Source organism: Pedobacter sp. HDW13, assembly GCF_011303555.1.
Classification (GTDB): domain Bacteria; phylum Bacteroidota; class Bacteroidia; order Sphingobacteriales; family Sphingobacteriaceae; genus Pedobacter.
This window is the reverse complement of sequence record NZ_CP049868.1, coordinates 549,551-573,318: the sequence shown is the minus strand read 5'-3', so window position 1 is coordinate 573,318 and position 23,768 is coordinate 549,551. Positions and strand designations below refer to the sequence as shown.

Genomic DNA, 23,768 nt, shown 5'->3' with positions numbered 1-23,768 from the left:
GTTTCCCATTGATAACGCAAATTTCGCTGATTGATATATTTGTTTTTTACTATTTTTAAAAGAAAACAGTAATATATGCACGAACAATTACCCTTTATGCTGGCCCTGGTTGCCGCAATAGTACTTATCGAAATGCTGGCTACCAAATTGCGTATCGCCTACCCGGTATTGTTAGTGGTTGCAGGTTTACTCATTAGTTTTGTGCCTGGGCTGCCTAAAGTTCAGGTAGATCCAAACATGATTTTCTTTATTTTTTTACCACCACTTTTATTCGAAGCCTCGTGGAGTATTTCATTTAAAGAGATGAAAAAATGGTGGCGCATTATTGGCAGTTTTGCATTTTTAGTGGTATTGTTTTCTGCGCTTGCAGTTGCCGTGCTTACCAATTACCTGATCCCAGGCTTTACCTTAGCGCTGGGCTTTTTACTTGGCGGAATCGTATCTCCGCCTGATGCGGTAAGTACAGGGGCCATCATGAAATTTGTAAAAATACCTAAATCAACTGCTGCAGTGCTAGAAGGCGAAAGTTTGCTTAACGATGCCTCTTCTTTAATTATTTTCAGATTTGCATTGGTTGCAGTTGGTACCGGCCAGTTTATCCTTCAGGATGCCCTACTTAGTTTTTCCTGGATGATTGTAGGTGGAATTGGCATCGGGCTTTTGTTTGGCTGGCTGTTTATACAGGCGCATAAACGTTTACCTACCGATACCTCATCCGACATTGTTTTTACCTTTATTGAACCCTATTTTTTGTATTGGATAGCTGAACAGGTGCACAGCTCTGGCGTACTGGCAGTGGTAACGGGTGGTTTATTCTTATCAGTAAGGAGACTTACTTTTTTAACCAGTGCCAGTAGGGTAAGGGGCTACAGCGTTTGGGAAGCTATGATTTTTGTGCTGAACGGAATAGTATTTATGCTCATTGGCCTCGAGCTCCCGGAAGTAATAGCTGGGCTTCGTGCCGATGGTATTCCTTTAACACAGGCCATTATTTATGGGGTTGCGGTAACCGGTATACTGATTGTAGCCCGGATTATTAGTTCTTATTGTGCCATGGCAGCAACCATTATATTCAGACCGAGTGTAGCACCTTTAAGAAACAACAGGCGCAGGATGTGGCGTTTACCGCTATTGTTAGGTTGGACAGGTATGCGTGGTGTGGTATCGCTGGCAGCGGCACTGGCTATTCCACTGACACTTAAAAGCGGCGAAGCCTTTCCTCACCGCAACCTCATATTATTCATCACCTTTACGGTTATCCTCCTTACATTATTGATTCAGGGACTTACCCTGCCCTACATTATTGAGCGGTCTCATATTTTTGATCAGGCAGCCGAAATGGAGGATGAGGAAGCAAAACACCGGGTTAAAAAACAATTGATTTCCGAAACGGTTAGGCTGCTAAAAGCCAGACAAGAGGGAATGGCTGAGGAAGATGTACATTTGCAACGGATGATAGCGCAATGGGAACATAAAATAAACAATCCTGAGCAGGTTAAAATGAGTGAAAGCACTAAGCTGGCTTATTTGGAGTTGCTGGAAGGACAACGGTTATTTTTATCAGACCTAAACCGTAACGATGCTGAGGTGCATGATGAGATTATCAGGTTGCATATTTACCAGATCGATTTAGAAGAAGAGCGGGTAAGGCTTTTGTAAATCAATTTAGAACGTTTTATAAATAGCAAAGAGGCGGTATCATAATTTAGGTTGTTTATTAGTTTGTCACGTTGAGCTTGTCGAAACGCCTCAGATGTGTTTTGATAGTCCTTCGACAGGCTCAGGATGACAATTCTATAATTATGATACCACCTCTTTTGAAAAAATACTTTACTTAGAAACTGTTTTAATTTCTATAAAATATCAATTGGGCGGTGGATACATCGCACAATAGCAACGCTAGAGGTGGGGGTCTCCACCCACCTGATAGACCTGTGAATTTTTTACTTAATTTTTAACCGCAATTTCTTTCGATGCCGCAATAATCACATCAGCAACTGCTTTAGGTTGCGACATAAAAACTACGTGACTACCTTTGACTTCGGTAGCTTTGCTATTGGAGCGTTTATACATAACGCGTTGGATATCAGGGTTGATACTTTTATCTTCAGTTGCAATTACTGCATAAGCAGGTTTATCTCTCCAGGCAGCTTTGGTAATGGGTGTTACAAAACCTTTGGCATAAAAAGCACCTTGCGAAGCATACATAAATTCGGCCTCTTCCTTACTGATATCGGCACAGAAACCAGCGTGGAATTTTGCTTTGTCGTAGTAAACTATACCTTTATCGTCAGGGTTTAATACACCATTTTCGGATGCTGGGGGCGCTGTTTGTAACCATTGTAGTGCCGATTCGCCTTGGTCGGGCTGGAAAGCGGCCACATAAACCAAACCAACTACTTTGGAATGGTTGCCGGCCTGGGTAATTACCGTGCCACCCCACGAATGCCCCACAAGGATGGTCGGACCATCCTGTTTATCAAGCACTACATTGGTAGCAGCTACATCATCTTCAAGCGAAGTTAATGGGTTTTGTACAATGGTTACATTGTAGCCTTTTTTGGTTAGTACTTCGTATAAGGATCTCCATCCCGAACCATCGGCAAAGGCACCATGTACCAACACAACATTTTTAATTGGGGCTTTGGTTTGTGCAGCTACATCAGCAGTTGACAATAAAGCAGCTAAAAATAGGATGGCGAACATGAAAAATGCACTCAATTGTCCTTTTATTCTTGTTTTCATTTTGTTTAAAATTATAGGGTTTTACTAATTGTGTTTTTTAATTAATTTAGGCTACCAGTGAAACTGATAAGGTGATTTCAGTATTCAATAATTTTGATACCGGACAAACTTCTTTTGCTTTAAGGGCAAAAACTTTAAATTCTTCTTCATCAATTCCCGCAACACTACCGGCTAATTCGAGGTGGATTAAGGTAATGGTGCCGTTTTCAAAAGTTACATTGGCTTTGGTATCCAGATTTTCGGGTACCAGGCCTGCTTCGCTTAACAGGAAGCTCAGTTGCATGGTAAAACAACCGGAGTGTGCTGCGGCAATCAGTTCTTCAGGATTGGTGCCAACGCCTTCTGCAAAGCGGGTTTTGAATGATAATTGTGCCTGGTCTAATGTAGTGCTTTGTGTACTGATGGTTCCTTTTCCGTCCATTCCTGTACCTTTCCAATTGGCATTTGCTGTTCTTGTAAATTTCATGGTCTTAATTTTTTAAATTGTTATTTATAATGATTTGATCTTTTTTGTTGGAACAAATTTATTGCGGCTACGATCATAAATCAAATTGATAATTTTGTATCTTTATAAATAAAATTTATAATCATGACTATTCAGCAGTTGAAATACGTAGTGGCTTTGGATGAGGAACGTCATTTTGCAAGGGCAGCAGATGTTTGCATGGTAACACAACCTGGCCTCACGATACAACTCAAAAACCTGGAGGAGGAAATTGGCATTAAAATTTTCGATCGCAATAAGGTACCATTAACGCCTACGGTACTGGGCAAAGAGATTATTAACCGGGCAAGAAAAATTTTGCGCGAAACAGATGAAATCCGTGATTTTGTAATTAACCAGAAAAACCTGCTTGAAGGAGAATTGAAGCTGGGGATTATTTCGACCTTATCACCTTACCTCATTCCCTTATTTATCAGTGCGATGAAAACCATTGCGCCCAAAGTACATTTTGTAATTAAAGAGGCTAATACGGGGCAGCTGATGCAGGATGTTGAAACAGGTGCAATTGATGTAGCGATCATGGCTACGCCAACAGGTCACCCAAATTTGGTTGAACATGCTATTTTTAAAGAACCTTTTGTGGCTTACCTAAATGAAAACCATCCCATGGCCAACGACGATTTTTACGAATTGCAGCCAGATGATAAACCAGAACTGTTGCTGTTACAGAACGAATATTGCTACAATGCCCAGCTATTGGATATCTGTGGGATCAAAGAACCCGGTAAAATAAAAGAACAGTTCAGTTACGATATCTCTTCGATCGAAACCTTAAAAAACCTGGTGCGTGCTAAGCTCGGTTTTGCCATTATTCCGGCACTATCGATTATCAACGAAAAAGAAACGACGCTTTTCAAAGCCTTTAAAGATCCCAAACCGGTAAGGGAAATTAGTTTTGTAGTATCTGATACCTTTTCGAAGAAATTATTGCTCGAAAAAATGAGTCAGGCCGTATGGGATTGCCTTCCTGAAGCGCTAAAGAGAGACTTTAGTTACAAAAAAATAAAATGGAATGATTCGCCTTATTTCATTAGTTCGGTAAGTAAGCTTTAAAAGTGATTTTGGCAAAGCAAATCCCTCAAAACTTGTAACCTTACCAGATATAGGTTATATTTGGATAAATTGAAACACTGTATTAACCATATCGCCCTAAATGATAATGCTATTGCCTTAGTCTGCAGTAGGATAGGTTTGTGTACATTACGAAAATCAAAACATGACAATTTTCAAAGGAGGCTTTTCTACATCCCTAGCTTTAAAGATTTTGATCATTTTGCCCCAGGCCTGTAATACACCTTCCTTGGTTTGGGGTTAAACACAACACAACAGCATTTTTTTGAAAAACATTAGATCGCCATTGGGTGATATGTTGCTGCGCTTGTATTTTTTTCAATTTTAATCCATTTAAAACAATAAATATATGAATCCAAACGAGAGCAATCCGGTGATTATCACCCAGGAGGACTATAACCTCCTTAAGCCTTATTTTAGCAAACAAGATGCCGGAAGCGATGAAATGTCGCTATCAGCAGAGCTGAGCAGGGCAATAATTATAAAAAAGGAAGCATTTCCTGTACATGCCATCAGGCTAAATGCCAGGGTATGGATTACCGACGAGGCAACCGGCGAAACCACAGCGCTTACCATTGTTTTGCCGCAACATGCCAATATTAAAGAAAAGAAAATTTCGGTTACTACACCCATTGCAGCAGCGTTGATTGGGTTTAGAAAAGGCGATACTGTACAATGGAAAGTTCCTGCAGGATTGAAAGTCTTTAAAATTACAGATGTAGTACCACCAAACGAATAAAATATTTTAAGCCCGGCCAGAATTTAGTAAATAATGAACCGGCTTTGTCTTTAACCAGCAGTTGCATGCAATTACCGATTTTTTATATTTGTAAGCAAAGAGCAGGTGATATTGATAGGCGCAGATAAATTAATTTAATAAACAAATGGCTAAGATTACAGCAAATGAATTGGCTACAGTGGCGAAGAAAATAATGGGTTTAGTGGCTCAGTTTGATATTGAGGTAAAGGTAAGTGAACCTAATGTAATTGCGCTGTTAATTCCCGATGATATGTCGTTTAACGATCAGGCAGCCATAACAGAGTTTGCCCGGCAGGTATTGCTTACAGTGGGCGTGCACATTTATGCCGACCTGGAGTTTGTATTCTTCAGGGCCGATATGGTTTTAGGTAATGTGGTGATTCACGGATTACCCCGCGAACAGCTAAATTAGATACAAAAAGCCCTGCTTTTTGCAGGGCTTTTGTTTTATGCAGCTGGCGGAATCACGTTTACCTCAAATGCTCTGTAAGCAAGCATTCCGGCATGGTGTACAACCATTAAGTTTAGCTTCATGCTTTCGATCAGTGCCCTTGCCTGACTAATATTTTTGGGCAAATCGTTGATGCCTCTAATCTCAATTCCTTTTGTCATGAGTTTGAATTTAGCCGGTTCGAATTTATCGATGAATTTTTGCAGATCGGTACTGATAATATTTGCCGTTTTTTCCATACTGATTTTTGTATTTCTTAATGTTGCTGCAAAGTAAGTAAGGCCGTTTTAACTCATTGCTGTTGTTATGTTATGTTTTTGTATGGTTAATTACAGTTAATAATCATTTAATGTCTGCTTAATGCAGGGGCATTAGCTTTGCAGCATAAATATTTGGTTAGTATTTATAAAGTTTAGGTTAGTTGATGAAAAGCCACGGTGGATGTCGTGGCTTTTTTATTTACAATCGAAAATAAGTACACTTTTCATAAAGTAAAGCCGACTTTGTAGACCTGTTTTTTATAAGCTCCGGGCGACATACCTGTAAGTTTTTTAAACGATCTGGAAAAATAGGAAAGATTATCGAAACCTGTTTGGGTTGCAATTTCAGAATAAGTTAACTGGCTCGTAGCGAGTAAATACTGAGCACGTTCTATTCTTTTACCAAGAATATAGGTGACAGGACGCTCACCGGTAAAGGTTTTAAACAGGCGAGAGAAGTAATCGGGGTGTTGATTTAAACGTGAGGCAAGCGCAGTTACAGATAATTCCTGGTTCAGGTTAATCAAAATATAACTCACCGTTTCTGCTATCTTAACTGGAGTTTGATGGGATTCTTGCCTTAAGTAAAGCTGCGATTGCAATAAACGCCCCATCAGTTGAAGCAATATTCCCTGCGTTTCCAAATAACTGGCTAAGCTCTGCCGGTTATTTAATTCCTGATATTCTTTGTAGAAAATATTTTTTTCGTACACTTTCGGATCGTCAGACCGGTTGATTCCCCGGCCGGGATTGATTTCGAGCAAACGTTTAAAAAGGTCAATATCCATAGCGCTCGCTTTGATCTTGGATACTGTTCTTTTTTGTGCAAAGAGCGAAATCCCATCCACAGATTCTTCAAAAAACTGAACGAAATATTGACTTAAGAAACCATTGCAGTGCAGGTTGCACAGTGTGAAACTGGGGATGATGTATAGGTAACCTGCTTCGAGTTGCAAACGCTGCAGTTGGTCTGATATTTCTCCAGATCCCTCATCAATGTAATAGATACGGTAATAGGGGCTGATTACGTTGCGGTAATCCCATTTGGTAGAAAGCTTTACGTAATCTACGTTAAGTAAAGAAAAAGTATTTTGAAGAACTCGTTTTACCATTTTTTTAAAATGTCGGATTTTTACAATAAATAGTCTATTTTAATCAAATTTAGATCGGATAAGATACTTATTTTTGATGAAAATAGCCAAATATATGATCATCTAAAGTAACAGTTGTTAGGCAGTCTGATGCTCACATTTCTGGTTAGTACGGTAATCCCGGGGAATAAACTAAAGCATTCATGATTTAAACCACTCATAAAATGAAAAAGATATTAGTTGTAATAATTACGGCATTTTCCTTGTTAACGAATGTGCAGGCACAGCAAAGTAATACAAAGATTGAATCAGGGAAGTTTAAGCCAACCGACGAATCTTTAAAACAGTACCAGTATCCGGATTGGTTTCGTGATGCAAAATTCGGAATCTGGTCTCACTGGGGGCCTCAGGCCGTTCCCAGACAAGGCGATTGGTACGCCAAAAATATGTATATTCAAGGCAGCAGCCAAAACAAGTATCATGTGGCCCATTATGGTACCCCTTCTAAGTTCGGCTATAAAGACATTATCCCCTTATGGAAAGCAGAAAAGTGGAATCCTGAACAGTTAATGGCCCTTTATAAGAAAGCTGGTGCTAAATATTTTGTAAGCATGGGCTCACATCATGATATGTTCTTTTTGTGGAACTCTAAGATCCACCGGTGGAATTCGGTAAACATGGGGCCACATAAAGATGTAGTGGGGCTGTGGCAAAAAGCAGCTAAAAAAGAAGGACTGCGTTTTGGTATTTCAGAACATCTTGCGGCCAGTTTCAACTGGTTTCAACCCAGTCATGGCGCAGATAAAACCGGCGAATTTGCAGGTATTCCTTACGATGGACATGATCCGAAATATGCAGACCTTTATCATTTACCGGCCGATTCAAGCAACATAAAAGAATGGATAACCAACAATCCGGGGTGGCAGAAAAAATGGCTGGAAAACATAACCGAACTCATCGATAATTATCACCCTGATTTGCTATATTCGGATAGTAAACTTCCTTTTGAAGACATTGGACGTACCATGGTAGCGCATTACTATAACCAGGATATCGCTAAAAATAAAGGTAAACTCGAAGCAGTTTATACCCCTAAAGAACCATCGGAAGGTAAATGGGCGCAGGATGTTGAGCGTGGGGTACTGGATTCGATCAGCCCTTTTCCGTGGCAAACCGATACCTCAATAGGCGATTGGTATTACAGAACAGGACAGAAATACAAAAGTGCAAATGAAATTGCACAACTTTTAGTGGATATTGTAAGTAAAAATGGCAATTTATTAATCAATGTAGTGCAAACTCCCGAAGGTGATCTCGAGCCTGATGTGGTTAAAATTGTAACAGAAATAGGTGAGTGGATCAAATTGAATGGCGAAGGTATTTATGCTACACGGCCCTGGAAAATGTACGGCGAAGGTCCATCTACCATTAAATCGAACCAGAAAAAAGGCCGTTTCGGCGGTTTAGCAGATACACGCGAGTATCAGTCTGCAGATATCCGCTACACCACCAAAGGGAACGATCTTTTTGCATTTTGTTTAAACGTTCCTGAAGGAGATATTGATATGCACCTGCTGGGACGGAATTCGAAATACCTGATTAAGCCTATTAGCGCAGTTACCCTGCTGGGCAGCAAGCAAAAACTAAACTGGGAGCAGCACGAAGGTTCGCTGGTGATAAAAAAGCCTGCAAATTATCCGGCTTGGCAGGTAACCGGATTTAAAGTAGAATTTAAAAAATAGAAGCACAGTAAGGAAAATTTCTTGCTGACGAAAAATAGCTATAAATTAAACGGGTAGATCTAAGAAACCCTTAAAAATAAAAACGAGACAAACAGCTTAAAAACTGATTTGTCTCGTTTGTGCTCGTAACAAGACCTTTAACGAACTTTTTTGTTGAAGATTTGAAGAGAATTGCTGATTTGAAAATTTTTAGAAATGTGTCGAAAAAATAATTCCAAATTTTAAGAATTTGATTTACTAAGAAAACTTTACTCAGCGGGTTCGAGCCCCATCAGCCACCCGTTAGCCTTTTAAGGTATCTTAAAGGGCTTTTTTATTTTTAAGCAATTTTCAAATCGTTGAATAGAGGGATCAAACGTAATAGTTGGGGAGGCTTTTGCATTTTAAGATCCTCCAAAAAATAAGGATGTTTGTATCGAATTTGTTTAACTAATAGTTAAATTTCTTACATCAATTTATAAATTAATTGACTGATCCGAGACTAAATAAGAACGAAATTTGTTACGATTTGCACCGAAATTTCTTTTTAAAATCACAGCTATGGAAAGTATCACAAGTGATCCCATGATAATAGAAAGTATCAAAAGCAAATTGGACAGTTCAGGAAGTTCAATTTGTTGGTCAACTCCCATATAAATTAAATTATCCCAATAATAGGGAAGATAAAATGCATTATTATTTTGTGGGGCATTTAGCCAATCAATTTTAGCTTGATGTAGCGCATCTCCGTTAGTTTTGCGGGTTGCCAAATGCTTATAGAAATTACCGATTACGATTGAAGCGGCTGCATCATTCACATTCCATAGTCCTGCTATAGTTGCCGGGGTACCAATCGCATTAAATCCTCTTGACAGGCTAATAATCCCTTCGCCATTGGCCAACAGACCATCTGCGGTTCTGCAAGCACTTAACACTACCAAAGAGGGGACATTTTTCTTTGCAGAGAGCTCAAATAGAAATAATTTCTCTTTATCGAGGTCTAGGGTTGGCTCTTGATTTTTACCTGATAAATATGCATGTGTTCCGATATGCAATATGCTACTGTTTTCAAAAGCATGGTTAAGTGTGGCCACGTTCACCTTTTCATTAAAAAGGAAATCACCATTAATTACTTTTTTAATGGCTGCAGCTTCATCTTCTACCGCTTTTAAAGGCTTGAGGTTATTTTCCTGATGGGTAGTGAACAGACCGATAAATTTTTTTGTATTTGATCTGGTTTGATGAGCCACGAGTGTTTTTAAAGAAAAGGCATAGGTAAGGCTATTTGTTTTAATTAAAAAGGGCCAGTTTGAAATGCTAGGATTGTAGTTATTGTTGGTAATTAGGCCGTCAAAAGAAATGTAACCTAAAACATCATCGGGCACAATAATAACAGCCTTGTTTTTGGCGAGTTTAATGCCATTTAAAATCGTCTGATAAATTTGATTTGACGCTAAGTAAAACGACTTAGGCGTATTAATCATTGCACTAGGGCCGTGCTGAAAATAGGTGTCTGAATAGGATTTAATTAAGGATTTTATTGCGGCCGAATTATTTAATTTAATGACCTTATTAACTTTCCTATTTTCAATATCAATCATGTATATGGAGTTTTCTCCAAAGAAATAGGTTATTATTTTTTGGTTTGGTAATGCTGCTAAAACTTTGTCGATTGATAAGTTATGGACTTCTGGATTAAACTGGGGATGCTTTTGTTTGATTTGTTTATTGATCAATGCAAGAAAGTACTTCAACTGAGCTGTTTTAGCTGAATTCTGCGCTATCTTTCCTTCGATATCCTGTTTCTCATTATAGCTAATTGCTCTTTCATAAGCTTGTTTTTTGATAAAGAGGGAATCTTTTTTGTTGACAGAAACTAGCCATTGATTTCTATTCATCTGATCTAAAAGCGTTCTGCTTTTGCTTTGTTCGGCTAGGTTTAAAATTTCATTTAATAGTGAGCTGTCTTTTGTTTGTTGGTATAAATTGAAAGCAATATCAATTCCTTTTTCCACAATTAACTTGAGGTTGGCCTGAAGACGTTCTTTTGTTTTATCATCGGCAAATTCATTTCTGATCTTATCTGCTGATCGTAGGGCAAATTTGATGTTTTGATAGGCTTCCCGGGGTTTTTGCAATTGTAAATAAGCCGCGGCTCTTTCCTGAAAAGCATCTACTAGCCGATTGTCACCATATATTTTGTTTGGATCAATTTGATTGTTGGTTGCTATTCTTAAAGTCGCTAAGGTTTGATTAAAATAACCGATGGCGAGTTGAGGCTTCTTTTGCAATAATTTAACAGTTCCTATTGCTGTTAAAACATTGGCTTTCTCTCTTAATCTTGCGCCGCTATAATAAGTGTTTAAAAGTTTTAATGCTTTATTGAAATAGTGCTCTGCCTGTTGCAATTTGTTTTGCGCTTTATAGATGTCCCCTGCAGAAGTATAAGAAGTCATCAGCCAATAAGCGTCATCTGGATTGCTATTCTTTTGCTTATTGATGTTGTATTCAATCAGCTTTGCTGCTTTTATGAATTTTTGCTGGTCGAATAAAATATCTGCTAGGATGTTGTTTAGTATAATCTGAACCTGGTTATGGTGATTTGCCAACTTTAACCCCATATTTACATTCTTTTCTGCTTCTTGTAAATTTCCCATCGAACGATATGAAATGGCGATATTTCCATAAATAGCCGCAATATTTTCAGGTTTTTCATTGGTTTGTTTGAGGAACCTGACCGCTAATAATTGGAGGTATAGCGCTCGTTCATAATCTCCGAGTCTCGTGTAATTATTGCTTAAAGGTTTAGCGGTGTACTCTACGATATCGAAATCAACAACCTTATTTTTAAGGTAATAGGAATAAGCAGTTTCATAGCTATTGATTGAGCCTAAGATATTCCCATCTAATAGCTGATCATAACCTTGGTTGCTTAATAAAGTGAGCCACACTTCATGCTCGGTTGATGTTTTTGGTTTACGCCAAGCTTGTTGTTGCGTTTCCATTAAATAAGATAAACGCTGCTGTGGATTTTTGGCTACATAATTTAACCGTTCATAAATCCAGTCGCTTAAATTATCTTGCTGTTGATAGGTGTTTAGTTTTTTTTGGATAGTGGTATTTTGTGCGAATAAGCTAGTATTCAAGTAAATGACTAAAGCTAATAACGAGAAACGTAAGCAGGCTGAATGCATAGGTTGGTAAGGCTTCAGCTAATTTAGTAATTTTTAAACTCATATGCCCTTCATTGAGGAACGAAGCAATCCCCTTGGTGCGTTAACCCGCAATGAGATTGCTTCGGCTGTGAAAGACAGCCTCGCAATGACACGCAGGGTGCAAAACAATTAACCAGTTAACCAATTAATTTTTTTGGATAGGGCTATTTTGTGCGAATAAGCTAGTGTTCAAGCAAACTAAAGCTAATAAGGAGAAACGTAAGCAGGCTGAATGCATATGGGTGTGGCTTCAGCTGATTTAGTGAATTTTAAACCATATAGATATATGGAAAATACGAGATGTGACCATATAAGGTATTGTCTTACATTTCCTTATATGGTGAAAAATATGTCTTATACGGTGGGAAAACTAAAACTTCCAAGTTGCATAAGTTGCCATGCGGTTGTTATTGGTTTTAGGATCGAAAATATACCTAAATCCGATGGATGGGCCTACTCTAACTAAACCGAGTTGAATATCTGCAAAGAATGAGACCCTCGCTTCGGCAAAGTTTTTTTTCAGTTGGTTTGCGATTACCTTTAAATCAGAAGTTGCGGTTGTACCATTCGCATTTTGAGTGCTTAAGGTATAATCTAAAACGTCGGTGGTTTTATGATGAAGATCTAATGAAACCAAGGCACCCGCGCCTGCGCCAATATATTTATTGATATTATATCTAAGTTGGGCTGGCACTACATTAATGGTGGTCACTTTTTTGAATTTCGTGTAATCTTTGTTTAATATCCGGTAGGGAATTCTATTGACGATGGTATCTTTTCCAGGGCCACTGGAGCTAATCAACGCTGTATTTTCCTTAAAAGAGCTGAGGTATAATTCTACCTGCCAATAGTGGCGATGTGGTGCGTAGGGCGCCAAACTTGCCCCAATTACGACGTTTTTATTGTTTAAATAATTGCTGTTGTCTGTTTCAAAGGGAAAACCATAGCCAAGAATTAAGCCGGGAGATAAACCCATTTTAAATCTTCCAACAGCTCGATTGGTATAAATAGGTTCATTTTTATCAAATACAATGGCTGCGCCACTTCTAATTGGAAGTTTTTTTGGTTTCTCTTTAAACTTGATCTTATATTCTACAAAGCCCATTGTTGAATCTGCATCGCTTACGCCTTTCTGCTGCATTCCAGGTAGGTAGATGTTACTAAATACGAAATGTACGCTATCTGTTCCCTTTATGGTTCTAATACAACTCTGATTGGTGTAGGCAGAATCACAGCTCACTACCTCGGGTTTTATCTTTGTAATTTTAATTGTGCCCTGATCAAATACTTCCGCAATGTTTACTGCGACATCAACTTTTTTTGCTGGTCCTTTGCCTGTATTCTGGAAACGTATTTTATAGGTCAATTCCCTGTTATTTCCTATTAACCGATAATTCATTCTGGTTTTACGGAGTACCATTTTATTCGGATCGTGGGAGGCCACAATCTGCAGTTCCAGGTTAAAAAATTCTTTCTCTACTAAGGGGTTGTCAGGGATAAAAACTGCGGTGATCCTAACCACTGCATTGGTATCCTTGATCATTTCTGGCGTAGTTTTAAAATGCATAAACACAAATCGTTCTTCATTTTGTTGGAGGTTCTCAAAACGCCAGGTTTCGCTGCTTTTAAATGTTTTGGCTTTCTCGCTCAATAAGACCTTATCATCAGCCTTAAAGTGTATTTCATTTAAGGAAGCATAATATACTGGTGGATTAGCCTTTTTAATAGGTAAGTAAGCTGTATTTAGCAAAGGTTTAAGGTCAGTTTTTTTCTCTTCATTATAGACCCTGGTTTCTGCTAGTATAAAATTATTATTGGTAAACTCTTTGTCATTGAACAAGATGGCAAGTGTTCCATTTAAATTCTGTTGTCCGTTTTCTGCTTTATTCCGGTAGCCAAAAACAACCATCATATCATCACCTGGTTTTGGCATACAGTTACTTTTCAATTCTATATTGCCGCCCATTTTGAATAAAGATGGTTCTGTAGCATTAGCTGCCATTAACGGTCTAGCGGTACCTGGCTTAAGCGTTGGTTTAATAATCGGCTTTGGTTTAGTAGGGGGACGCTTGCCATCGTCATAATTGTTGGTAGCAAAAAGTCTGGCGAATGCTGGCTTGTTGTCTTTATAAATATGTAATGGATCTTTCTCGAAACTGAAGCTCCCGTCTCCGAATTCCCAAAAATAAGTATAGAATGGGGCAGGAGCTCCAGCTATTTGTCTTAATGGTCTAAGTTCTGATGTGAATTTAGTAACGCCATTTTCTGTCGTGTAATTGATGATCGCAGGCACAGTATCAGTTGGTAATACCTGAGCATAAGCTGAGGTTAGTCCTGCAATAAGCAAAATAGAGAGTAGCATCTTCATCATTATTAAATTTATAGATTTTTACTCGGAATAAAGAAATCGAAAAAGATGGAGCCAAATAATTGGCTCCATCTCTATTGTTAATATTTGGGAATATTAGTAGTTGTTTAAGCCATTGATAGCTGCTTGCACTTGGGCTTCGGTTGTTTCTACCAAGGTTAATGTGATATTTTGACTGGCTACAATGGTAGTTTCTAGTTCTGCGTAGTAGTATTTACCATCTTTAATAGAAAAAGATAGGTATTTTCCCTGTACACCAATTGGCATTACATCATCATAACTTTTTACTTTGTTAGCACCATCTGGAGTGTACATTTGAGCGGCAACATTGCTGCCTTTTGCACAGAAGAATACAAATGTTTCGCCGCTAAATGCCCTGAAAGAAGCCATCGTTCCTGGATTGTTTACCAGAGTAACACGAGTAGTCGTTTTAGGATTGCTATAGCTATAGAATACATCACAATTGATCCATCCCAAGTTGCCCATATCAAAGGTAAATGAACCTGCTGACGCATCTGCTTCCCGTTTAATTTGTACACCTGCCCCATTTGGATTTTGTACTGGAGCTTGCCATGCCATTTGATTATCTGTCCCAACTTTCTCTACGCCTTCCCAAATTTGGGTAACACCAGTTCTGTTTGCAGGAATGGAAACCTTAACGGCAGCATTCAAGGCTTGGTCTACTTTTACGCCATTTACGGTTGCATTTAAGTAGATGAAGCCATCGGAAGCTAAAGGGGCGCCGCTAATGTGATTGGTATTGGTGCCGCTAAACAGTATGTCACTTCTTTTTAAAACTTCCATCGCGTCGATGATAATCTCCCCGGTTACGGGGGCACCTCCAAGTTTAATTGCTCCGGCAGGAATGATGATTTTTGTTCCGCCTTTTAAAGTGAATGTATTTGAAGTATTCCCGCTTATTTTTACTTGTTGCAATTGAGGTCCGAAAATAGCAGCAAATTCTTGAGCTGAGTTAGCGGTATTTCTGGTGGTTCTGTCTTTTTTACAAGCAGCAGAAAATAAAATGATAATTGCGATTAATGCATAGGTTAAGTTTAACTTTTTCATGATCTTTAATTTTAAATTTTAGGCTTACTCTTTTAAAGGCTTTTCAGCAAACGCCATTTCATAGATTTTGATGATATATAAGCGGCACTGGAATTTTGTTACCCCCTTATTTTAATTTTTTTTTTCGCAATGGGGAAGAAAGATTAAATTAGCTTACCAAATAGCCCCTAAACTGTCGCCAATGGCAAAACCTGTACATGAAGACCAACGTTATTTATTGGCACTAGTTCAAAATGATGCGAGGCTGATCGACGAGATTTATAAAAAATCAGCGGGTAAGGTAAAAGCCTTTGTGGTTTTTAATAATGGTTCTGCCAGTGATGCCGAGGATATCTTCCAAGAAGCTTTAGTAGACATCTATAATCAGGCAAAGTATAAAAATTTGCAGCTTACTTGTCCGTTCGAGCCTTTCCTATTATTAGTATGCAAAAGGAAATGGTTGAATACGTTAAAGAAAAAATCAGTTTTACAGGTAACAAATAACGAGGATGATTTATTACTAGTGGGAGAGGATACATTTGAACAGGCGGCACAACTGGAAGAACAAGCAGCCCAATCTGATTTATTCTTGAAAGCCTTTGAGAAATTAGGAGACCGTTGCAAGGAAATTATACAATGGAGCATGCAAGGGGATGCCCAAGAAAAGGTGGCAGAAGCTTTAGGCGTTACCTATGGCTATTTAAGGAAAAAGAAGTGTGAATGTATGGCGAGCCTCATTAAACTGGTTCAACTTAATAAATAAAAATCATGGCTGAAGATCAAATCTTACTGGTTAGTCGCTATATGGAGAACGATATGGATGAAGCGGAAATTGCGGCTTTTAAAGCACGCTTGGTGAGCGATATTGCACTTCAGGCACAAGTAAAAGCGTATGAGGATATTCATCAGGGTTTAAAAATGAAGTTGACGAGCCATGATGAGCTTTCGGCAACCTTAGCCGGATTAAACAAACAATATTTCAGAGAAGAAGCTAAAGTTGTTTCTCTTAACCCTGCCCTTAAATGGCTAAGTGGTATCGCTGCTATTTTAGTAATTGGGTTGATGATTTGGACACCTTGGAATGCCAATTTATATGAAAAATATGTAGATGGTAGTGAGCTGTTGGTTACCGAAAGAGGAGCAGAATTACCGACTGAATTAGATAAAGCGGCAGCTTTTTACAACGAGAAGAATTATGAGGCGGCTCGTGTAGCCTTAGCAAAACTGCATGCGAAACAACCATTAGATGCGATGATTGGTTATTATTATGGATTAGCATTACTTAAAACCAACCAAGTTGAAAATGCCAGAGCGGTGTTATTGCCTATTTATGAAGGCGAATCGGTATTTAAATACGAAGCGACTTATTCTATTGCATTGAGTTATTTGAAAGAGGATCAGCAGGAAGAATGTAAAACTTGGTTGCAAAAAATTCCATCAGCTACTACGAGATATGAACAAGCGAAAGAATTGTTGAGGAAACTTAAATAGGAAAGCATATTTATTTTGTCTCTATCTTCCCCTTCGCTCTCCAAAAGAGGACAGCATGGTGCATAACCCACCTTTCATGGACAGTTGGATAAGCCTAAATTTTCAGGATAATAGATGTCATCACTATTTAGTGACGATTTCTTTCAGAACTTGATTGTTGGAGCAATATTCTATAGTATATTTTGTCCCTGTTGGTAAGGCCAACAGGTTTTTTAATGACTTTGGATTTTTAAGGAGGGTATCGCCTGAAAGTCCGTTAATGCTTTAATAATTGCACCTTCCGGCATGAGTTGGTCGGCCAGTAGTCTGACAATCATTTCCATAGCTAATACTCCATTCAAATTGTATCCAAAAGCGTAGCCACTGATTATAAAGTCGAACGGATTGTTGTAATTCTTATTTGGTGTGAGGTGGATTTCCTTTTTTTTGGTAATTGATCGTGAAATTGTAACGGGAAATAATCCGCATTCCAATAGAACCATCAAATCCTAGATTCCAGCTTTCATTCTGTCCGCCGCCAGCCATCAAGGCGATTGGCATATTTAAAATAGGGGGAGTATCTGAAAAGAAAAACGCTCGGTCTTGCCATTAAAAGTAGGGTAGTTTACGCCCATGCTTACGGTACTGGCTTGATATTCTGGCGTAAAAACCACTCACTAATATCTATTCTTCCTTACAAAAGGCCTAAAACAAATTAAATGATAGGCAGCACCTGTATCAAATACAAACTCGCCATGATGAGTTTTTTATTCTTCCGAAACCATTAAAGCTTTTGTCAAGAACGAGGTCGCCATTTACTTGAGGAACGGTATAAATAGCTAAGCTGCCACTTGTTTCTGTAGGTAAACTAGGATCGTAACTACCAACCATTAATTTATTAGATCCGGTGTATTTCGTGGTGTTTTTAAAGTCGTAAAAACCAAAATAGGATATTCTTTTAATCCCTGGGTCTAACATTAATTTTTGTTGTTTTTAAAGATTTACCGTACTGATAAACTTTACCACCAACGGTGTAAAATATATAGCCTAAATCTGGACGAACGGCATAAAATTCTGCATTTTTCTATTTCAGGGGCAATAATTTGATCGTAGAATAAGAGGTGTAATTTTTGATTTTAAGGCTATTAGAGCATCTCCATTTCGGTTTCTCTAGGTGATTATTGAATAAATACCTGTTTTTCAGAAGTTTAAAGTTGGTTAAAATGAGCCAATTGATCACTTTCAAGCGAAATCTAGTGACCAATATACAATATAGGTCGAAAAAGATGGCCATCGACTCGTCTTGAATTTAATTATTAGTCATCCAAAATATTAATGATCCACTTCTTAAGTAAAACCTTTCTTGATTTTCTTTTAGTCCTAATTTTTTTTCTTTTTGTCAACGACTTTGGGGGTAATGCTTCTCTTTCTTTTCTCAATTTTAGCAATCTGCCAAGCTCATCGTACTCTGTCATTTTAGTGTCTAGTTCTGCGATTCGCTTCAAATCAGCTATAAATTTATTGCTTATCCGGACTGTTGCCGACCCATAATGGGACAAAGACATTTTCGAATGGTTTTTTCTATTTTTTTTGTTGTTAACAATCTGTTTTTCATGAAAATACATTCTTGTGTTAAGATTTTTTTTGTGTTCGATATCTTATTCACTTTTTCGATGATTTCTTTACAAGAATCTCTAATTACATAGATAAATCAGTTTTAACTGCCTCCAAACAGGTGTTCGAGCACCATTAGGACAATGGTAACCATGTCAAGTTTTCCTGTCGTTGTTTTTTTCTTGCCTCTAATCTTATCAAGTTCTATTTTAACCGCAAGCTCACTTAACTTATATACCAGTTCTAATATGGCTTCAGCTTTGTCGGAGGGAATGATTGTTCCATGTTTTTGAAGGGATGCGATGAACTTTTTGATATTGATGGACTTTTTCATGTTTTGATTTTTTGCACTATAATGATTTTTTTATAACAGACTAGCATAATCTATCTGTTTAGTGTATTTCAATGGATCAAGCAAAAAATGAAGTTTGCAGCGAAACAGGGTGACAGCTTAAACGCGAAACGCTCGGCCACTTTTGTCGAAATACCCACTCAGCGCACATCTTTGCATTTTTGAGAGTATGCGACTTAAAGCAAAACCAAGGGTATTTCTTGTGTTTTAAAATATTCTCCTTATTTAGTTAAGATTTTCCTCGCTTGTTATTCATTTGGTGGAGTAATTTTATGGCTACCTAAATAAGATAATCACTCCGTCAAAACGGGTAAATTATTTGCTTGAAAGCAAATTGTACTTCATATTGGTGATTTTATTGGCATATAGAAAACTTTGAAAAAAAAGAATGAACACCCTCCAAATGAGAAAGATTACATACAATGAATATCTGGAAGCACTTGAAAAAGTTAATATTTTTCATAGACAGGTACAGAGAGAACTGGCAGAAGCAGGAGTCAGTGTCAAAAAATATGAAAATAACACTGCGGATGGGAATTTGATTTCACTTCTTCAAAAACGTGGTAGCAAAAGGATGCTGTACGCTATTACATCTTTTTTACAATCTGAATCAATCTATAATAAAATACCATTTTTGTCGATAGAAGAGGTTTCTATTGCTTTTTTTGTAGGAAAATATACTTTAAACCAGTTAAAAAGTATTAGAAATCTTGGTCCAAGCAGTCTTTTATTACTTAACAAAATTTTACTAGATGCTGGTTACGGGTTATCACTAAAATAATATTGGAAGGAAGAAAAAATATTTTGATATAAAAAAAAAGCTGTCAATAATGAGGTAGATCAGAATTTAAACCTGCATTTCTATATGGCAAGGTTAATATTGCTATTAAATTGTTCTTATCCATTCAGAAGGTAATTTTCCAAAAAATTTCTTGAATTCTTTGCTAAAATACTTGCTATCTGAAAAACCGACCATATAGGATACTTGATAGACGGTATAAAGTTTCGATTGCAAAAGTTCTGCAGCTTTTTTTAGTCGTATTCCTTTTATAAAATCGTTTACTGATAAGCTTGAAACCGACTTTACTTTTTTATAAAGGATAGGGGTGCTCATGTTCATCAATATTGCCAGTTCATTTACACCGAATTCAGGATTTTCTATAGAAATGATAATTTTTTCAACCAGCTGATCTAAGAATTTCTGATTTTCTATACCGATAGTGGTTTGGCTTAGGTGACTAAAAATATCTGTCGAAGCACCGGGTCTGTTAAATAACTGACTAACGTGTACACGTACATGCTGTACAGCCATAATTAGATTGTTTACCTGGAGCAATAGTGCCTGCGGTGTAAATGGTTTGGTGAGGTAAACATCGGCACCGTAAGAGAGGCCCGTAATAACATCCTCAGTTTGTGTTTTTGCGGTTAACATGATAAAGGGGATATGATTGGTTGCAATATTGGATTTAATTCGCTCACAAAAATCAAGTCCCGACATTTCAGGCATAGTTATGTCGCTTATAATCAGATCAGGGATGTATCGTTTAGCTTGCTCCCAGGCCATTTTCCCATTGGTGGTAACATTAACATTATAGTGAGCAGACAGAATATCAGCTAATAGCGCAGCAAGTTCCTGATTATCTTCTGCAAGCAAAACAGTTGGTTTGAGGCTGTCATCTGCTTTGATTAAGGGTAATAATGGCTCAATGTGTTTTTGGTCAATACCCTGTTTAGTTAAAGTATTATCTCCGTAGGTTTTCAGATTAGTCTCATACTCTTCCTTATGTCTTTTCGGTAATGAAATCGTAAACGAGGTTTGTCCAGGCTCGTTCATTGTTTCCAGACGGCTTGTCACAGTAATTATGCCCTCATGAAGTTCAACAATTGCTTTTGATAAAGCCAGTCCAATGCCATAGCCGGTATTCTGAAATCCATGGTCGGCAACCTGATAGTAATTTTCAAACAATTTATCTAAGTGCACTTTCGAAATTCCCCTCCCATTATCTGCTATAATAATGCTAACCTCATCAGGGGTCTGGTTAATTTTAAGTTCTACGCATCCACCTTCTGGTGTAAACTTATATGCGTTAGCCAATAAATTAATTACCGCTTTTTTTAACTGGAAGGCATCACACCATAAAATTGCTGATTCAATATCTTTTTTTTCAAATACAGTGTTGATCTGTTTTCGCGTTGCTGTTTCGGAAAACATTTGCAGGCAATCTTCTATTATTGGCAATAAATCCTGAACGCTTTCTATTAGGGTTAAACGGTTTTCTTCTGTCTTTCTAAAATCAAGCAACTCATTAACGAGTGTAAGCAATCGTCTGGCATTGGTGGCAATGCCCATTATTTTATCTTTTTGTTTCATACCCAATTGCTCGTCTGAAACCAGTTGTTCAATAGGAGGGGAAATAAGACTCAGATGTGTTCTAATTTCATGGGATACGTTTGTGAAAAAGTTAATCTTGTATTGATGTAGCTCATCTTCACGTTTTAAAAGAGTTCGTAGCACAAAGTACCGGAGGATAAGGAAAACGATACTAATTAAAATAAGCGTATAAAAAGAATAAGCCCACCATGTGGCCCAGAAGGGAGGAGATATCCTGATGATTAAACTAACCGGATCACTCCAGTTGAGGCTACCATTGTTCCCGCTAACAATCAGATTGTAAGTTCCTGGTGCCAGGTTATTAAAAGTCGCATCTGCCGAATTGGTTATTGTCCAGTTTTTACTTAATCCCGTTAATTTATATCTAAAAGCATTTTTTTCAGGCTTAATAAAATCCAGAAGGGCAAATTCAAAAGTAAGGGAATTCTGATCGTAGCTTAGCTCGATCTCTTTGGCATAGGAAACAGATTTGTTTTGGGTTGATTTACCGATTTTCAGGGGAACATTGAATACACTTATGCCTGTAATAACAGTAGATGACCGGGCTGCATTATCATGAATTTGGGCCGGATTAAAATAAACAAGTCCATCAAATGTTCCAAAAAACAAATAATTGTCCCTGACGTATTTGGCGTGGTTATTAAAATTCGTGCTGATCAATCCATCTGCTTTGCTGTATTGAGTAACGGCTTTCTTTGCAAGGTTAATTTTAAGTAGTCCACTATCGCTGCCTAACCAGATTTGATTATGATTATCGAATGCTATGCCAAATATTGAGCGATTTTCAACCTGCGAATTGATGTGATATGGTATTACCTGCCGGCTTTTTTCATCAAATTTTGCCAATCCATGGCTATCCATGCCAAAATAGATGGTTCCCATTTGCTCGGCAATAGTATTCACCGGATACTTAAGCTGGTATAAGGAGATGGTATTATCCCTGATGTTCAGGACTTTTGTGCCAGAGATAAACCATAGCCGCTGTAGAGCGTCTTTAAATGCGGTTCCGGCTATAAATGATCTGAATATATTTTTATTTTCCAGTCCGTCTGCTTTTAAATCAGTTCCAATACGTTTATATATTTTTAAACCACCGCTTGAGGTAATCCACAAGCGGTTCAATTTGTCCTCCACAATTGAATTGACTTCGGTAACCCTGTCACTACCCGTTAAACGGTGCTCGATAGTATTGGTGCGGGCATTAAGTACATCTAATGTGCCTGAGAAATTTCCAATCCATAAGTTCCCCTCTCTATCTTTGAAAAGGGTCTTAATAAAATTTGAGCTGATGGTTTTGTTATTGCCCGGTTGGTTGCTTAGGTAGTTAATGTGTTTGTTTTTAGTATTATATATGTTTATTCCTCCGCCTTCAGTACCTATCCAAAACTCGCTTGGACTTCGGCTTTCCATACTACTCACCACCCTATGGTTCAGATTTAATGAGGGTAGGCCAGCAGTAAGATGCTGAAAAGCAGTCAGTGTGGGTTTTATCAAATCTAAACCGCTGTAATAGGTACCGATCCAGATGGTACCTGAACTTTGCTGAAATAAACTGTGAATCGAATTGTTACGTAAAGTCTGTTCATTTCCCAGTTGGCTGTTTAGTTCCACTCCACTAAGATCTTTAAGATCGAAAATAAACAACCCATTGGCAGTCGCAACCGCAATTTTATGATTTAATAGACTAATTATTGCCCTGATTTTATGAGATGCACCACCAGGCAGATTAGGTTGTTTTTTGGGCTTAATAAATTTTCCGTTCGCATATTCACATAATATAAGACCGGAAGCATATGATCCGAACCAAAATCTACCATTATGATCTGACTTTATTGACGTGATTTTCTGCTTTAACAAAAAATCAGGGAGCTCGGTTGCTTTCTGGGTGAGGGTAATGAAGTTAAGTTCGATCTTTGCTTCAAAAAGCCCTTCGATGTGCCACACCAGATTTTGCCATCAGCACTCTCGCCAATTGCATAGGCAAAAATATTTTCTCCGTTATTGAAGGTCATTTTACTCCTGATAGCCCTTTCTCCTTTAGCTATTAAGACAACACCAGAACTGGTTGCCACTAAAATTTGTCCGGATCTATCGGCTATTACTTGTTTAACTTCAGGCTGACTGGAGTATGGTAGTAATATTTGTTTAAATTTTTCAGTAATAGGGTCGAAGGTGAATAAGCCCAGGCTGGTACCAAGCCACAACCGGTTTTGAGAATCCCAGAATAAAGACCGGATTAGCACTGGGGCTGGGGATTTACCAGTGACACTCGAAATGTTTTTAAAATTACGCCACCTTAAACCATCAAACCTGCTTAACCCGTCTTCTGTGCCAAACCACATAAAACCTTGATTGTCCTGGGTTATGGAAAGTACACTTTTCTGAACAAGTCCATCCTCAACACCGAAATGCGCGGAAACCGTTAATTGTGCTTTTGCGGATAAAGGATTGCATAACCAGATCAGGACATAGCTAAGACAGCTTATCGTGCAGACAAGAAATTTCTTCTTTACATAAACTAAGGTTGGCATCACAACAAAACTATAATTATTTAAGTGCGTTCGTTCATTAAAAACAGATAATTAATGTAAAGCCTGTTGAATTTAAGATTTTCCCCCATTCATTTAAAATTTTCCCTATTTGATGATCAGTCGATTAATCAATTTTACCTGATAACCGGACATGTAATTGTTAGGGCAACAACTA

Annotated in this window: 18 protein-coding genes; 8 read left to right on the top strand and 10 right to left on the bottom strand. The window is 38.0% G+C overall.

Annotated features, from left to right (window positions below; genetic code table 11):
• The first annotated feature begins 75 nt into the window (after positions 1-75).
• Positions 76-1,659, top strand: a complete 1,584-nt coding sequence (locus G7074_RS02440) for a Na+/H+ antiporter (protein WP_124560090.1) — start codon at positions 76-78, stop codon at positions 1,657-1,659.
• A 288-nt stretch (positions 1,660-1,947) separates the two neighbouring features.
• Here G7074_RS02440 and G7074_RS02435 read toward each other — a convergent pair whose 3' ends face one another.
• Positions 1,948-2,745 carry an alpha/beta hydrolase gene (locus G7074_RS02435; RefSeq protein WP_124560089.1) on the bottom strand — a complete coding sequence of 266 codons (798 nt, stop codon included), beginning with the start codon at positions 2,743-2,745 and terminating at the stop codon, positions 1,948-1,950.
• Positions 2,746-2,791: 46 nt separating this feature from the next.
• Positions 2,792-3,211, bottom strand: a complete 420-nt coding sequence (locus G7074_RS02430; protein ID WP_124560088.1) for an OsmC family protein — start codon at positions 3,209-3,211, stop codon at positions 2,792-2,794.
• Positions 3,212-3,334: 123 nt separating this feature from the next.
• Between G7074_RS02430 and G7074_RS02425 the strand changes: the two genes are divergently transcribed.
• The 3 genes from G7074_RS02425 (at position 3,335) to G7074_RS02415 (ending at position 5,493) form a co-directional block, all read left to right on the top strand.
• Positions 3,335-4,303: a hydrogen peroxide-inducible genes activator gene (locus G7074_RS02425; RefSeq protein ID WP_166206603.1), complete on the top strand. Its 969-nt coding sequence runs from the start codon at positions 3,335-3,337 to the stop codon at positions 4,301-4,303.
• Between the two features lie 367 nt (positions 4,304-4,670).
• Positions 4,671-5,060, top strand: a complete 390-nt coding sequence (locus G7074_RS02420) for a GreA/GreB family elongation factor (RefSeq protein WP_124560086.1) — start codon at positions 4,671-4,673, stop codon at positions 5,058-5,060.
• Between the two features lie 145 nt (positions 5,061-5,205).
• A complete protein-coding gene (locus tag G7074_RS02415; RefSeq protein WP_124560085.1) occupies positions 5,206-5,493 on the top strand; it encodes a hypothetical protein in 288 nt (95 codons plus the stop codon).
• 35 nt (positions 5,494-5,528) lie between these two features.
• On the opposite strand, the gene G7074_RS02410 is transcribed toward G7074_RS02415, so the two are convergent.
• Positions 5,529-5,771, bottom strand: coding sequence for a hypothetical protein (locus G7074_RS02410; protein WP_039480153.1), 243 nt, complete (start codon positions 5,769-5,771; stop codon positions 5,529-5,531).
• 245 nt (positions 5,772-6,016) lie between these two features.
• On the bottom strand, positions 6,017-6,904 hold the full coding sequence (locus G7074_RS02405) for an AraC family transcriptional regulator (protein ID WP_124562526.1): 888 nt from the start codon (positions 6,902-6,904) through the stop codon (positions 6,017-6,019).
• Positions 6,905-7,107: 203 nt separating this feature from the next.
• On the opposite strand from G7074_RS02405, the gene G7074_RS02400 reads away from it, so the two are divergent.
• The gene (locus G7074_RS02400) at positions 7,108-8,625 is read left to right on the top strand and encodes an alpha-L-fucosidase (RefSeq protein ID WP_124562525.1); all 1,518 of its coding nucleotides are present in this window, start codon (positions 7,108-7,110) and stop codon (positions 8,623-8,625) included.
• Between the two features lie 455 nt (positions 8,626-9,080).
• On the opposite strand, the gene G7074_RS02395 is transcribed toward G7074_RS02400, so the two are convergent.
• The 3 genes from G7074_RS02395 to G7074_RS02385 form a co-directional block, all read right to left on the bottom strand.
• On the bottom strand, positions 9,081-11,750 hold the full coding sequence (locus tag G7074_RS02395; RefSeq protein WP_158674138.1) for a CHAT domain-containing protein: 2,670 nt from the start codon (positions 11,748-11,750) through the stop codon (positions 9,081-9,083).
• Between the two features lie 439 nt (positions 11,751-12,189).
• On the bottom strand, positions 12,190-14,190 hold the full coding sequence (locus G7074_RS02390; protein WP_166206600.1) for a hypothetical protein: 2,001 nt from the start codon (positions 14,188-14,190) through the stop codon (positions 12,190-12,192).
• 93 nt (positions 14,191-14,283) lie between these two features.
• On the bottom strand, positions 14,284-15,255 hold the full coding sequence (locus tag G7074_RS02385) for a hypothetical protein (RefSeq protein ID WP_124562522.1): 972 nt from the start codon (positions 15,253-15,255) through the stop codon (positions 14,284-14,286).
• A 181-nt stretch (positions 15,256-15,436) separates the two neighbouring features.
• On the opposite strand from G7074_RS02385, the gene G7074_RS02380 reads away from it, so the two are divergent.
• Positions 15,437-15,997: an RNA polymerase sigma factor gene (locus G7074_RS02380; protein ID WP_124562521.1), complete on the top strand. Its 561-nt coding sequence runs from the start codon at positions 15,437-15,439 to the stop codon at positions 15,995-15,997.
• Between the two features lie 5 nt (positions 15,998-16,002).
• On the top strand, positions 16,003-16,725 hold the full coding sequence (locus G7074_RS02375; protein ID WP_124562520.1) for a tol-pal system YbgF family protein: 723 nt from the start codon (positions 16,003-16,005) through the stop codon (positions 16,723-16,725).
• Positions 16,726-18,421: 1,696 nt separating this feature from the next.
• Here the strand turns inward: G7074_RS02375 and G7074_RS02370 are convergent.
• Positions 18,422-18,652, bottom strand: coding sequence for a hypothetical protein (locus tag G7074_RS02370; protein WP_124562519.1), 231 nt, complete (start codon positions 18,650-18,652; stop codon positions 18,422-18,424).
• 421 nt (positions 18,653-19,073) lie between these two features.
• On the opposite strand from G7074_RS02370, the gene G7074_RS02365 reads away from it, so the two are divergent.
• Positions 19,074-19,451, top strand: a complete 378-nt coding sequence (locus G7074_RS02365) for a hypothetical protein (RefSeq protein WP_124562518.1) — start codon at positions 19,074-19,076, stop codon at positions 19,449-19,451.
• A gap of 105 nt (positions 19,452-19,556) precedes the next feature.
• Here G7074_RS02365 and G7074_RS02360 read toward each other — a convergent pair whose 3' ends face one another.
• Both G7074_RS02360 and G7074_RS02355 read right to left on the bottom strand, forming a co-directional pair.
• A complete protein-coding gene (locus G7074_RS02360) occupies positions 19,557-22,673 on the bottom strand; it encodes a hybrid sensor histidine kinase/response regulator transcription factor (RefSeq protein ID WP_166206597.1) in 3,117 nt (1,038 codons plus the stop codon).
• Positions 22,674-22,912: 239 nt separating this feature from the next.
• Positions 22,913-23,593, bottom strand: coding sequence for a two-component regulator propeller domain-containing protein (locus tag G7074_RS02355; protein WP_166206594.1), 681 nt, complete (start codon positions 23,591-23,593; stop codon positions 22,913-22,915).
• Positions 23,594-23,768 lie beyond the last annotated feature (175 nt).